This is a genomic window from Variovorax sp. OK605, assembly GCF_900115445.1.
In the GTDB taxonomy this organism is placed as follows: domain Bacteria; phylum Pseudomonadota; class Gammaproteobacteria; order Burkholderiales; family Burkholderiaceae_C; genus Variovorax.
Map to the genome: position 1 here is coordinate 781,818 of NZ_FOWL01000001.1, position 12,221 is coordinate 794,038.

At 68.0% G+C, this 12,221-nt stretch carries 14 protein-coding genes; all 14 read right to left on the reverse strand.

All coding sequences use genetic code 11. The features are described 5' to 3' along the window. Window positions 1-74: 74 nt before the first annotated feature. The 14 genes from BM013_RS03685 to BM013_RS03750 all read right to left on the reverse strand — a co-directional run bounded on the left by BM013_RS03685 (window position 75) and on the right by BM013_RS03750 (window position 12,181). The gene (locus tag BM013_RS03685) at window positions 75-368 is read right to left on the reverse strand and encodes a hypothetical protein (protein WP_256219986.1); all 294 of its coding nucleotides are present in this window, start codon (window positions 366-368) and stop codon (window positions 75-77) included. A gap of 289 nt (window positions 369-657) precedes the next feature. After that, entirely contained in the window at window positions 658-924 is a 267-nt protein-coding gene (locus BM013_RS03690; RefSeq protein WP_093122902.1) for a hypothetical protein, read from the reverse strand. 77 nt (window positions 925-1,001) lie between these two features. Continuing rightward, window positions 1,002-2,003: a cupin domain-containing protein gene (locus BM013_RS03695; protein WP_093122905.1), complete on the reverse strand. Its 1,002-nt coding sequence runs from the start codon at window positions 2,001-2,003 to the stop codon at window positions 1,002-1,004. After that, a complete protein-coding gene (locus tag BM013_RS03700; RefSeq protein ID WP_093122907.1) occupies window positions 2,000-3,325 on the reverse strand; it encodes a Zn-dependent hydrolase in 1,326 nt (441 codons plus the stop codon). Before BM013_RS03700 ends, BM013_RS03695 begins: the two co-directional genes overlap by 4 nt. Then, window positions 3,325-4,206 (reverse strand): alpha/beta fold hydrolase, encoded by an 882-nt coding sequence (locus tag BM013_RS03705; protein WP_093122910.1) that lies wholly within the window; start codon window positions 4,204-4,206, stop codon window positions 3,325-3,327. The genes BM013_RS03700 and BM013_RS03705 overlap by 1 nt, the downstream gene beginning before the upstream one ends. Before the next feature lie 13 nt (window positions 4,207-4,219). Beyond that, window positions 4,220-5,407, reverse strand: a complete 1,188-nt coding sequence (locus tag BM013_RS03710) for a pyridoxal phosphate-dependent aminotransferase (protein ID WP_093122913.1) — start codon at window positions 5,405-5,407, stop codon at window positions 4,220-4,222. After that, window positions 5,404-6,234, reverse strand: a complete 831-nt coding sequence (locus tag BM013_RS03715; RefSeq protein WP_093122915.1) for an SDR family oxidoreductase — start codon at window positions 6,232-6,234, stop codon at window positions 5,404-5,406. Before BM013_RS03715 ends, BM013_RS03710 begins: the two co-directional genes overlap by 4 nt. Window positions 6,235-6,304: 70 nt before the next feature. After that, window positions 6,305-7,042 carry a GntR family transcriptional regulator gene (locus BM013_RS03720; RefSeq protein ID WP_093123364.1) on the reverse strand — a complete coding sequence of 246 codons (738 nt, stop codon included), beginning with the start codon at window positions 7,040-7,042 and terminating at the stop codon, window positions 6,305-6,307. A gap of 86 nt (window positions 7,043-7,128) precedes the next feature. Next, on the reverse strand, window positions 7,129-7,968 hold the full coding sequence (locus tag BM013_RS03725) for a TauD/TfdA dioxygenase family protein (RefSeq protein ID WP_093122918.1): 840 nt from the start codon (window positions 7,966-7,968) through the stop codon (window positions 7,129-7,131). Between the two features lie 59 nt (window positions 7,969-8,027). Next, window positions 8,028-8,801: a class II aldolase/adducin family protein gene (locus BM013_RS03730; RefSeq protein ID WP_093123367.1), complete on the reverse strand. Its 774-nt coding sequence runs from the start codon at window positions 8,799-8,801 to the stop codon at window positions 8,028-8,030. Beyond that, window positions 8,801-9,541, reverse strand: a complete 741-nt coding sequence (locus BM013_RS03735) for an ABC transporter permease (protein WP_256221372.1) — start codon at window positions 9,539-9,541, stop codon at window positions 8,801-8,803. The genes BM013_RS03730 and BM013_RS03735 overlap by 1 nt, the downstream gene beginning before the upstream one ends. Beyond that, window positions 9,538-10,296, reverse strand: coding sequence for an ABC transporter permease (locus BM013_RS03740; RefSeq protein WP_093122921.1), 759 nt, complete (start codon window positions 10,294-10,296; stop codon window positions 9,538-9,540). Before BM013_RS03740 ends, BM013_RS03735 begins: the two co-directional genes overlap by 4 nt. After that, complete coding sequence (locus tag BM013_RS03745; RefSeq protein ID WP_093122923.1) at window positions 10,293-11,153, reverse strand: ABC transporter ATP-binding protein; 861 nt, start codon at window positions 11,151-11,153, stop codon at window positions 10,293-10,295. Before BM013_RS03745 ends, BM013_RS03740 begins: the two co-directional genes overlap by 4 nt. Before the next feature lie 20 nt (window positions 11,154-11,173). Next, a complete protein-coding gene (locus tag BM013_RS03750) occupies window positions 11,174-12,181 on the reverse strand; it encodes an ABC transporter substrate-binding protein (RefSeq protein WP_093122924.1) in 1,008 nt (335 codons plus the stop codon). Window positions 12,182-12,221 lie beyond the last annotated feature (40 nt).

Consider the following 12,221-nt stretch of genomic DNA (forward strand, 5'->3'; position numbering starts at 1 on the left):
GGAAGGCGGCAATTCGAAACCGTGGTTGATCGATTCGAAACCGCGTCGAAGAAAGCAGGAGAGATGTGCGAGTGCTACTCGGTGCAAGGCCTCGTGCCCGGCATCTGAACAGGCGGCGCAGGCTCGACAGCCTCGCCCGCCTCCACGTAGTTGAGTTCGACCGGGTGAATGATCACCGCGGCAAACTCGCCGTCGAACTTCACGAGCAGGTACTCACCGCTGGCACCGGTGATCACACCGAATTTGCCTTGCAGTTCGACCCGCCCGCCGCGCCGCGCGGGAACCTTGAAACGCACTCGGATGTAGGGCAGGCCTACACGGAAATACTCGACCATCGAAACTCCCCGACATCTTGTGAGCACGGCCATGGTGTGCATGTGCACAGGCCGCAACGCACAGAAGCGGCCCACACCGGGTGTGGCCGCCTGTGCAGGTGCAATGTCTCCGGTCCGCCATGGGGAGGCGTGTCGGTCAGAGCCTACGCTTGGTGACAGCCATTGGACATCCGCCATTTGGCGGACGCACCCCATGTTTGTGGCTTCCGCCAATCGGCATAGGCGCGCAGCATGCAGCGATGGGTCGGCATGCCTCGGCGGGCTCCGGCGGCGCGATGCAGCAGGCCGCGCGGCTGCGCGGCCCACCAATGCCGGCGTGCGCTCAGTCGAACTCGCCGACCGCGCTGTCTTCCGTGAAGGCCGATTCGTCGGCCTCCTCGCGCGGGCCGACGTTCAGGTCTTCCGACAGGCCGCGCAGCACGGCGTAGCCCGCCTGCAGCGCTTCGGCATAGGTGTGGAAGCCCTTGGCGGCTTCCATGAGCGACTCGAACTCCATCGAGTTGTCGAAGGACTCGAGCAGCACCCAGAAGTAATCGCCGCCGTCGTGTTGATCGACGGTCAGGGCGATGGAGATAAGTTGACCAGACATGCGCGCATGGTGGCCCGCTCAAATTACAGATCGAAGACGCGCAGGTGCAAGGCCCATGTCGCGATCTCCCGACTCCTCTATTCGAGGGACTCCACGGAAGCCACGGACTCCAGAAACTCGAACCCCATGGTGCGTGCGTGGTAGTGCAGGCCACCGTCCTGCACGATGAGAAAGCGAGCGCCTTGCACGCCCGCGTTGTGGTGCGAGTGCGGCGCGCCCGGCGGCGTGACCAGCGTGGACCACGGCGCCCACGGGCACCTGGCATCGCCCACCATCGAATGGCAGCCCTCGCCCTGCACCACCAGCGTGATGGCGGCGGAGTTGTGGCGGTGGGTGCGCTGGTGGGTGTGCGGCTGGAGCGTGTTGAAGCTCAGGGTGAGCGTGGGCGTGAGGTTGCGCGCGGCCGATTGGCGGTCCGACGAGAAGATCAGCGCGCGGCCCGAGGTTTCGTCGCGCGTGGCGGTGGAGAAGATCAGCGCGAACTGGCGCTCGATTTCCTCGGCCGTGTAGTGCACCGCGTCGATGGTCGCCTTGGCCAGCGGTGCGGGCTGCGCGCGCTCGAAGGCCAGCTGCGGCTCGTTGCCCACGGTCCACAGCAGGAGATCTTCAGGGCCGGCCTCCAGCCGGTAGCCCGCGGCGCCGGGCAGCAGGAACACATCGCCCGTGCCGAAGGCGAAGCTGTCGGCACCGCCGGCCAGGCGGCCGCTGCCGGCAATCACGTACCAGACCGAGCCGGTGGCGTTCACGTCGAGCGGCAGCAGCGCATCGCGCGCCGCAACGCGCACATAGCGCGCGAGCATCAGCGGCGTGGTGGCCGCGAAGCCGCAGCCCAAGGCGCGCGACTGGTCGCAGTCGAACACGCCGAAGCGGCCTTCCTGCGGCGGCGCGAACATCTGCGCGGGCACCACGGGCAGCTTCACGTTGAAGGCGTTGCCCGAGTTGAAGAAGCGCGCCCGCGCCTGCGCGGCGCTGGCGGGCGCGCGCGGGTGCTGCATGGGCAGGTCTGCCATGTCGAGCGTGGCGGGCATGGCGGGCATGGCGGCCTCGTCATGCACTGCGGCGGTGGCTGTCGAGTTCATGGCTGTGCGCCCTCTCCTGCATACGGCAGCAACACGCGCAGCAGCACGTTCGCCCCGGCCGCCACGTGCGTGGGCTCGGCCCACTCGTGTTCCGCATGGCTCACGCCGTCGCGGCAGGGAATGAAGATCATCGCGCTCGGGCACAGCGGCGCCATGTGGCGCGCGTCGTGGCCGGCGGCCGAAAGAATGGGCATGTGCGGCTCGCCGATGCGCTCGGCGGCCTGCGCAATGGCTTGCTGCAACGCGGGGTCGAACACGTTGGAAGGCGCGTCGACCAGCGGCGTCACGCTCACGTGGCACGGCGCGGCCAGCGTCTCGCACAGCGTCACCAGGCGCTGGCCCAGCAGCTCGAGCACGGCGTTGTCGGGGTGGCGCAGGTCGATGCGCAGCGTGGCGCGCTCGGGCACCACCGACGGCGCGTTGGGCTCGACCTGCAGGCGGCCGATGGTGAACTTCACGATGTCGTCATGCCCGCCGACCTGCGCATACAGCGCCACGGCGATGCGCGAGAAGGCTGCGAGCGCATCGCGCCTGTCGGCCATGGCCAGCGTGCCGGCGTGGCCGCGCTCGCCCTCGATGACGATGTCGAATGTCTTCTTGCCCTGGATGCCGGTGACCACGCCGATCACGTGGTCCTGCGCCTCCAGGATGGGCCCCTGCTCGATGTGCGCCTCGACATACGCCGCCAGCGCAAAGCCCAGCGGGCGCCTGCGCAGCGCGGGGAACGCGGCATGCAAGGCGTCGAGTGCGTCGGCCACCGACACGCCCTTGGCGTCGCGCACCGCGCGCACGTCTTCCAGGCTGCGCACGCCGGCAAAGGCTTCGGAGCCCATCATGCCGGGCGCGAAGCGCGAGCCCTCCTCGTTCATCCACGCCACGCAGACGATGTCCACCGGCGGGCGCACGCCGCGCGCGGCCATGGTGGTGAGCACCTCCAGCGCAGCCGCCACGCCGTACGCGCCGTCGAAGCGCCCGCCGCCGGGCTGGCTGTCGAGGTGGCTGCCGGCCAGCACGGGCGGCGCGTTGCGGTCGATGCCGGGCAGCGCGATGAAGAGGTTGCCCACCGCGTCGGTCGAAGGCTCCAGCCCCGCCGACAGCGCCCAGTCGATCATCGTGTGCCACGAGGCGATTTCTTCCGCGCTCAGCGCCTGCCGGTCGACACCGCCGCCGGGCGTGGCGCCGATGCGCGCGAGCGTCATGAGGCGGTCCCACAGGCGGTCGGCGTCGATGCGCCAGATGCCCTTCTCGCCCGCGGTGCCGTGCCCGGCCTGCTCTGGCTTCTCGGTCCGCGCGGTCTGATCGGTGGCTGCTTCGGCGTTCATCAGTCGGTCTTCATGATCTGGCTGGGCAGCGCACGCGGATCGCGCGGCTTCCACTGGCCGGCCTCGACCTGCGCGAAGAACTCGGCCAGCAAGGCGTTGAACGCGGCGGGCTCTTCCAGGTTGAGCGTGTGGCCGGTCTTGGGCATCACGGCAAGGCCGCAGGCGGGCACGGTCTTCTTCAGGAAGATGCCGGGCTGCAGGCAGTGGTCGTCCTCGTCGCCGACCACCACCAGCGAAGGCACGGCCATCGCGCTCAGGTCGCTCTCCAGGTCGTAGATCGACGGGCGGCGAACCTGCACGCCGCGCATCGTGTTGGCCGCGCCCACGGCGTCGTGCTCGCCGAGCCAGGCCGCAAACTCCTGCCAGCCGCGCGGGTCCTTGTTCTGGAACTGCACGCGGCTCGCGCCCAGCGAATAGGTGCGCGCGAATTTCTCGGCGCCTTGCGCCTCGAACTGCCTGGCCACTTCGAGCGAGACACCGCGAAAGTAGTCTTCGTGTTCCTTCTCCGCGCCGTAGCCGGCGCCGGCAATCACCAGCGAGGCCGCGCGCTTCGCGTGGCGCAGGCCGAAATGCAGCGTGGCGAAGCCGCCCATCGACAGGCCCACGATGTGCGCGCGCTCCAGCTCCAGCGCGTCCATCACGGCAACGATGTCGTCGGCCGCGGTGGCCTGCGAATAGCGCTCCAGGTCCTGCGGCACGTCCGACGGCGGATAGCCGCGCGCGCCGAAGGTCACGCACTGGTGGCGCCGCGCGAAGTAGCGCATCTGCGGCTCCCAGCTGCGGTGGTCGCCGCCGAACTCGTGCACGAACACGATCGGCGTGCCGCTGCCGGCGCTCTCGTAGTACAGGCGGGTGCCGTCGGGGGTGGTGGCGAAGCTCATCGTTCGTCCTTCCTCAGAACAGGGCCGCCGTGGCCGGCAGGCTGCGTGCGCGTTCCACGGCCTGCGGCAGCACGTCGCACAGGGCTTGCGCCCAGGCCTTGGGCACGGTGGTCGAGATCTTGATGAAGCGGTGGCCGAAGCGCGGCGTGTGGTACGTGCCCTGCCGCACCATGATGTCGTGCTCGCCCAGCGCGGTGACCAGCGCCTCGGGCGTCACGCCCGCCTTGCTGCACTCGACCACGATGAAGTTGGCCTGCGAGGGGAACACCGGCACCTCGAAGCCCGGCAGCTTCGCGAAGGCGTCGACGATCATCTGCTGGTTGGCGCGCTGCTGCGTGATGACCTCGGCCATCCACTCGTCCTTCACGGCCAGGCCCGCAATGGCGGCGCGCTGTGCCAGCACGCTGGCGCCCAGCGGGGCCTGCGAATGCGGCAGGATGCGCGCGAGCAGCTCGGGCGAGGCCACGAGCGCGCCCAGGCGCAGGCCGGCCAGGCCGAGCCACTTCGAGAAGCTCACGATGGTCACGGTGCCTTCCGGGTAGAAGCGCGAGGCCAGCGTGTGGCTGTCGGCAAAGTCGCGGTAGGTGCAGTCGTGGATCAGCACGGCGCCGATCTCGCGGGCGCGGTCGGCAAAAGCGCGAATCTCGTCTTCGGTGTAGGTGGTGCCCAGCGGGTTGTTGGGGTCGACCAGGTAGATGACGGCGGTGTTCTCGTCGGTCGACGCGGCCAGCGCCTCGGCCGAGAGCTTGAAGCCGTACTCGGGCCCGTAGATCGGAATCTCGGTGATCACCGAGCCGGCCTTGGCCGCGAACTGCAGCGGCCACTTCCAGCCCGGATCGGTGGTGACGAAGCCCTTGCCCGCCACGCAGAAGGCACGGCAGGCCAACGCCAGCGCGGACACCGCACCGTCGGTCACCACGGCCGACTGGCCGGCCACGCCCAGGTCGGCCACGATGGCCGAGCGCAGCGCTTCCATGCCCAGCGGCGGCGCGTAGGCGTGAAAGCTCTCGTCGTCGATGGCGTCGTGCAGCGCCTTCTTCACCGCGGGGTGCAGCGGGTAATGGTTGGTGTTCTGGCCGAGCCACATCAGCTCGGGGTTGGTGAACAGGCGGTCGAAATACTGGTTGCGGGTTTCGGCGTCGGCGGTCACCGACGAGGCCGCGGCCTTGGGTGCCTCGACGGGCTTGAGTACCGCGCTCATGCCGCGAGCCTTTGCTGTTCGGCGGCCATGGCCTTCTTGCTGGTCTTGATGATCGAGCCGCGTGCGGCAATGCCGCCGTCGATGGTCACCACGGTGCCGGTGATGTAGCCCGCGCGCGGCGAGGCCAGGAACACCATCAGCTCGGCCACTTCTTCCGGCGTGGCTGGGCGGCCGCCGGGGTAGTTGTCGAACAGCTCTTCCCAGCGGCCTTCGTCGCCGTGGGTGTCGAGCGCCCGGCGCTTCATGAGCTTGACCATGCGGTCGGTGGCCACGGGGCCGGGGTTCACGCCCACCACGCGAATGCCGTCGTCCAGGCTCACGCCGCCCAGGGCGCGCGTGAAGGCCATCACGGCCGCGTTGCCGGTGGAGCCGGCGATGTAGTTGGCGTCCCAGTTCTCGCCGGAGTTGCCGATGTCGTTCACGATCACGCCGCCGCCCGCGGCCTTCATGCGCGCGTAGTAGATCTGCGTGAGTTCCATGTAGCCCAGCACCTTGAGCTGGAAGCCGCGGCGCACCACGGCGAAGTCGAGCGACTCGATGGGGCCGGCCGGAATGTCGCCCGCGTTGTTCACCAAGATGTCGACGTGCCCGGCCGCTTCGGCCAGTTGCTGCATGGCGCCCGGCGCGGCCAGGTCCATCGGGTGGATGCGCACGCTGATGGGGTAGATCTTCTCGATCTCTTCCTTGGCCGCGGCCAGCGCCACGCCGTCGCGCGCGGCCAGTTGCAGGTGGCAGCCTTCGGCCGCGAACGAGTGGGCGGCTGCAAGGCCGATGCCTTTGGAGGCGCCGGTGATGAGAACGGTCTTGCCTTCGAGTTCGAGTTTCATGATGAAGTGATGTCCTGGAATACGGTCGAAAAATTCGGTCGGAAAAAATTGGAATGCTTGAAAGAGAGGCTCAGGGCGCGCCGCCGTCCTGCTCGGACAGCGCCGCGATCAGGTCGACGATGTCGTCCTCGAGCAGGCTCACGTGGTCGATGGCGGAAGAGAACGCAGCCGCCGGGTCGTTGCGCCGGATGGCGTCCAGGATGGCGCCGTGCTCGCCGATGGTGGCGGTCATGCGCCCGGGCTGGAAGGTGACGTAGCGGCGGTACACGCGCACCCGCTTGCGCAGCGCGCGCGTCTGCTCGGCCAGGTAGTGCGTGTTGGAGGCCTCGTACAGCGCGTCGTGGAAGTCCTGGTTCACGTCGTAGAAGCGCGAGTGGTCGCCCGAGGCCAGGATGCGGGTGAGCTCGTCGTGCAGCGTGCTCATGCGCAGCTTCTGCGCCTCGGTGGCGCGGCGCGCCGCGAACTTGGCGCACAGGCCTTCCATGACGGCCATCATCTGGAACATCTCGATGAGCATGGGCAGCGAGATGCGCGCCACGCACACGCCGCCCTGGCGGCTGCGCAGGTCGACCAGGCCGGTGGCGGCCAGCGCCTTCAGCGCCTCCCGCACCGGCGTGCGCGACACCTTGAAGCGCTCGGCCAGCTCGGCCTCGTCGAGCCGCGCGCCGGGCTTCATCACGCCGCTGACGATGAGGTCTTCGAGCGTGTCCTTCAGCTCGTCGGACAGCGTGGCGCCCTTGCCGCGCTGGCGATCTCGTCCGCGCAGGGCCGACGGTTCTGCCGCCATCTCGGGTTCGTTCGGTTCCATGTGCTTGCCTTCCTTGTTGTGCTTGTCTTTGTCGGTCTTCAAACGCGGGGCCTGTTCGGCGGGCTCGGGCGGTTCCTGGCGCGGTGTCAGAACGGGCGGTCGCCGGCCACGGTGGTGCGGTGCATCACGCGGCGGTACACGTTGTCGTCGTACGGCGTGGCGCGGTGCATGGTGCAGCGGTTGTCCCACACCAGCAGGTCGCCCGCGAGCCACTTGTGGCGGTAGCTGAACGCGGGCGAGATGGCGTGCGCGTTCAGCTCGGCCAGCAGCGCCACGCTTTCTTCGGCGGGCAGCCCGTCGATTTCCTTCACCACGTCTTCGCCCACGTAGAGCGAGAGGCGGCCGGTCTCGGGGTGCGTGCGCACCAGCGGGTGCACCACGTCGGGCGTGGCGGCCAGCTGCTCCGGCGTGAGCGGGTTGCGGTCGGCGAAGGCCTTGCCGTAGTAGTTGGCATAGCTGTGCGTGGCGGTCATGGGGCGGATGCGCGCCTTGGTTTCTTCGTCGAGTGCGTCGTAGGCCGCATGCATCGAGGCGAAGAAGGTGTCGCCTTCCACCGGCGGCACTTCGAGTGCGTAGAGCAGCGCGCCCATCGAGGGCTCGGCCTTGTACGACAGGTCGGAGTGCCAGTTCCAGCCTTCCTTGTGGTTGCCGATGGGCTTGCCGTTTTCCGACACGTTCGACAGCACGTAGACCTCGGGGTGCTCCTTCTTCAGGAACTGCGTGAGCACGTGGCCCAGCAGCGTGCCGAAGCGGCGCGAGAACGCCACGTGCTGCGACTCGTCGATGTGCTGGCCGCGAAACAGCAGCACGGAGCGCTGGTTGAGCGTGTCGCGCAGCACGGCGAAGTCGGCGTCGCTCACGGGTTCGCGCAGGTCGATGCCCTTGACTTCGGTGCCGATGAAGGAGGTGAGGTTCTCGAGTTGCATGGTCGGAATGTGTAGGACGTGTAGAACGTGACTCAGGGGAAAGATGAAGGGAACCGCTGTCAGAGCCGGTAGTCGGGCTGGGTGCGCTCCAGCATGCGCAGGAACGCGGGCCATTCGCGCGTGCCGGGCGGCAGGATGTCGCCGGCAAATTCGGTGAACTGGCGCGCGGCCAGGTCGCTCACTTCGGGCTGCGGGTATACCAGCGACTGGCCGGACGCGATGCCGCCCTGCGCGAGCAGCTGCACCTTGGCGGCCTTCTCGAAGTAGTACATGAGGATGAAGGCCTCGGGAATGGTGCGCCCCACCGTCAGGATGCCGTGGTTGCGCAGCACCAGCGTGTGGTGCGGCCCCAGGTCGCGCACCAGCCGCTCGCGCTCGCCGGTTTCCAGCGCCACGCCTTCGTAGTCGTGGAACGCGGTGTGGCCCTGGTAGCGCATGGCGAACTGGCTCAGCGGCGAGAGGCCGTGGGGCATGGCCGCGATGGCGGTGCCGGCTTCGGAGTGCGTGTGCAGCACGCACAGCGCGTCGGGCCGGCCCGCATGAATGGCGCTGTGGATCACGAAGCCCGCGCGGTTCACCTCTGCCTCGGTGGCGTCCACCTTGTGGCCTTCGAGGTCGATCTTCACCAGCGACGAAGCCGTCACTTCCGAGAACAGCAGCCCGTAGGGGTTGATGAGGAAGTGGTGCTCCGGCCCCGGCACGCGCGCCGAGATGTGGTTGTAGATGAGGTCGTCCATGCCGAAGTGCGCCACCAGCCGGTAGCAGGCGGCAAGCTGCACGCGCAGCTCGGCTTCGGTCTGCGGGTACGCCGCGGGATTGCTCTTGCTCGTCATCAGCGCCACCACACCAGTTTCTGGTCGATCCAGATCAGCAGGCCGTAGAAGACCATGCTCGCGAGCGACGCAACCAGCACCGCCGACCACACGCTCAGCAGGTCGACCTGCTGCGTCGATTCATAGATCATTCGCCCGAGCCCCGCGTAGGCGCCCAGCATCTCGCCGACGATCGCGACGATCATGCTGCGCGGCACGCCGATGCGCAGCGCCGTCACCACCGAGGGCATGGCCACCGGCAGGCGCAGGCACCACACGATCTTCATCTGCCCGGCGCCGAAGCTGCGCATGAGGTTCACCGCGGCAAGGTCGGCCTGCTTCAGGCCGTGCAGTGCGTTGACCAGCATCGTGAAGCCCACGGCCAAGGCCACCAGCGCGATCTTCGATGCGGCGCCAAGCCCGAACCAGATGAGGAACAGCGGCGCATAGGCCACGGTGGGCACCGCGTTCACCGCCACGGCCAGCGGCATCACGATGCGCTCCAGCGGCGGTGCCAGCAGCAGCACCACGGCCAGCAGCAGGCCGAGCACGCTGCCCAGCGCATAGCCGCCGAGCGCCTCGCCCAGCGTGGCCAGCAACGCGGCCATGAGGCGGCCGGTGTCGGTGAACGCGTGCTGCACGATCGCGCCCAGGCTGGGCAGCACGAACGGCGGAATCTTGAAGAGAAGGATCGCGCCTTCCCACACCACCAGCAGCACGACGATGCTCAGCACCACCGGCACCACCGGAGAAGCAATCAACTTTCGCTGCGCCACCATACGAGCCTCCTTTCCACGAAGGTGAGCAGCCCGTAGAGCAGCGCACCCATCAGCCCGCAGGCAAACATCACCACCCACAGGCGCACCACCAGGTCGGCGTTCATCGCCTCCATCAGCATCACGCCCAGGCCCACGGTTTCGCCGAACCACTCGCCCACCACCGAGCCGATGAGGCTCAGGCCGATGGCCACGCGCAGCCCCACCATGATCTGCGGCAGCGCTGACGGCACGGCCAGCTTGAAGAACATCACGAGGCGGTTGGCGCCGAAGCTGCGCATCAGCGCCATGCGTTGCGGATCGCACGACTTCAGCCCGCGCAACGTGTTCACCGTGACCGGGAAGAAAGTCAGGAAGAACGCGGTCATCACCTTGGCCAGCAGCGAGTTGCCGAACCAGATGACGATGAGCGCGCCGAAGGCCACCACCGGCACGGTCTGCGAGACCACGAACAGCGGGAACACCGAGCGCTCCATCCAGCGCGAGTAGGTGAACACCGTGCCGCAGAAGCAGCCGAAGAGCGCGCCCATGGCAAAGCCGAGCACGGTTTCGAGCAGCGTGCGGCCGAAGCCGCGCGCCAGTTGCGGCCACACCGACCAGGCGTCCTGCGCGATGGCGCTGAGCGCCGGCAGATAGCGCGGCGACGGCGCGAAGGCGTGCACGCAGAGCTCCCACACCAGCGCCAGCCCGATGAAGGCCAACGCGGGCGAGCGCACGGCGCGCTGCAAGAGAGCGTTCACGAGGCGGTGCCCTCCTGCGCGAAGGTCTTCTGGCTTTCTTCCTCGATCTCGGCCAGCAGGCGCTGCTTGAGGCCGATGAACTCGGGCGTGAGCACCACCGACGGGTCGCGCGGGCGCGGCAGGTCGATCACGGTCTCGCTCTTCACGGTGCCGGGGCGCGCCGTCATCACCAGCACCTTGTCGCCCAGCAGGATGGCTTCGTCGATGTCGTGCGTGATGAAGAGCACCGTGCGGCGGTGCCTGGCCCACAGCTCCAGCAGCCAGTGCTGCATGCGGGTGCGGGTGAGCGCGTCGAGCGCGCCGAAGGGTTCGTCGAGCAGCATCAGGTCGCGCTCGAACAAGAAGGTGCGCATCAGCGCCACGCGCTGGCGCATGCCGCCGGAGAGCTGGTGCGGATAGTGGTTGGCGAAGCCGGCCAGGCCGAACTCGGGCAGCATGCTGCGGGCACGCTCGCGCGCTTCCTTGCGGGGCACGCCTTCCACCTCGAGCGCGAGGATGGCGTTGTCCAGCACGGTGCGCCACGGAAACAGCAGGTCGCGCTGCGGCATGAACGACACCTTGCCCAGCAGCTGGCCGTCGCGCTGCGGCGCGCCGCCGAACAGCAGCGAGCCGTCGTCGTCGGGCGGCAGCAGGCCCGCGATCATGTTGAAGAGCGTCGACTTGCCGCAACCCGAAGGGCCCACGAGCGTGACGAACTCGCTCTTCGCGATCCGCAGGTTGACGCCCGACACCGCGACGGTCTGTGCCTGCGCTTCACCGAAGCGCTTCCACACGTTGACCAGTTCGAGCATGGGCGGCGCCGCGTCGCCCGCTGGGGCCACGGCGGGCGGCATCACTTCGTGAGGCATGAATTTCATGGTCTTGGCAGTGATGCGGCTCAGAACTTCTTGTCGGCGGCGGGCACCTGCGTCCAGAAGCTGGCGTCGTACGCCTTGGACAGGTCGGCCGGTGCCTTCAGCGCCTTGTAGCCCACGAGCTGGGTCTGCATCTTCTCGACGGTGGGCAGGTCGATGGCCAGGATGCCGTCGGTGCCGCCCTTGCCGGCCTTCACGAGCTTCTCGAACTCCTCCAGCATGGCTTCCTGGTGCGGACGGTTCAGGCTGGGCGAAGCGGCCATGACGATGTCGATGGCTTCCTTCTTGTTCTGCAGCGCGTACTTCCAGCCCTTGATGGTGGCGTTCATGAAGGCCTGCACCTGCTGCGGCTTCTCGTTGCGGTACTTCTCGGACACCAGCACGGTGTCCTGCTGCACGACCACGCCGTAGTCGTCGGGCTTGATGAGCGTGAGCTTGTCGCCCAGGCCCTGCTCTTTCAGCGTGTTGAGTTCGTTGTAGTAGGTGGCGGCGGCCACGTCGAACTGCTTCTCGACGAAGGGCGCCATCGAGCCCGACTGCGGAACGATGGTGAGGTCGCTCTGCTTCACGCCGCCCGAGGCGAGCATGGAGTACAGCGTGTACTGCGTGCCGGTGAACCAGGTGGCGACCTTCTTGCCCGCGAAGTCCTGCACCTTGGTGATGCCGGAGTCCTTGTAGGCCACATAGGTGAACGGCGTCTTCTGCACGGTCACGCCGATGCACACCAGCGGCAGGCCCTTTTCGCGGGCGAGCAGCACGGTCTCGGTGCCGCCGGCCAGGCCGAAGGTGTCGTTGCCCGAGGCCACGAGCGTCTCGACGTTGAGGTTGGGGCCGCCGGGGTTGATGGTGAGGTCGAGGCCGGCCTGGTCGTAGAAGCCCTTGGCCTTGGCCACGTAGAAGCCGGCGAACTGCGCCTGCGCCAGCCACTTCAGGCGCAAGGACACCTTTTCAGCGGCGGATGCGGGCAGCGCCTGCAGAAGGGCCATCGACGCGGCGACGGCAGCCAGGAGACGCAAGGACTTGAAAGACATGTTGAAAGCCTCTTGAATACAAAAAACTCTTTAAGCAGTA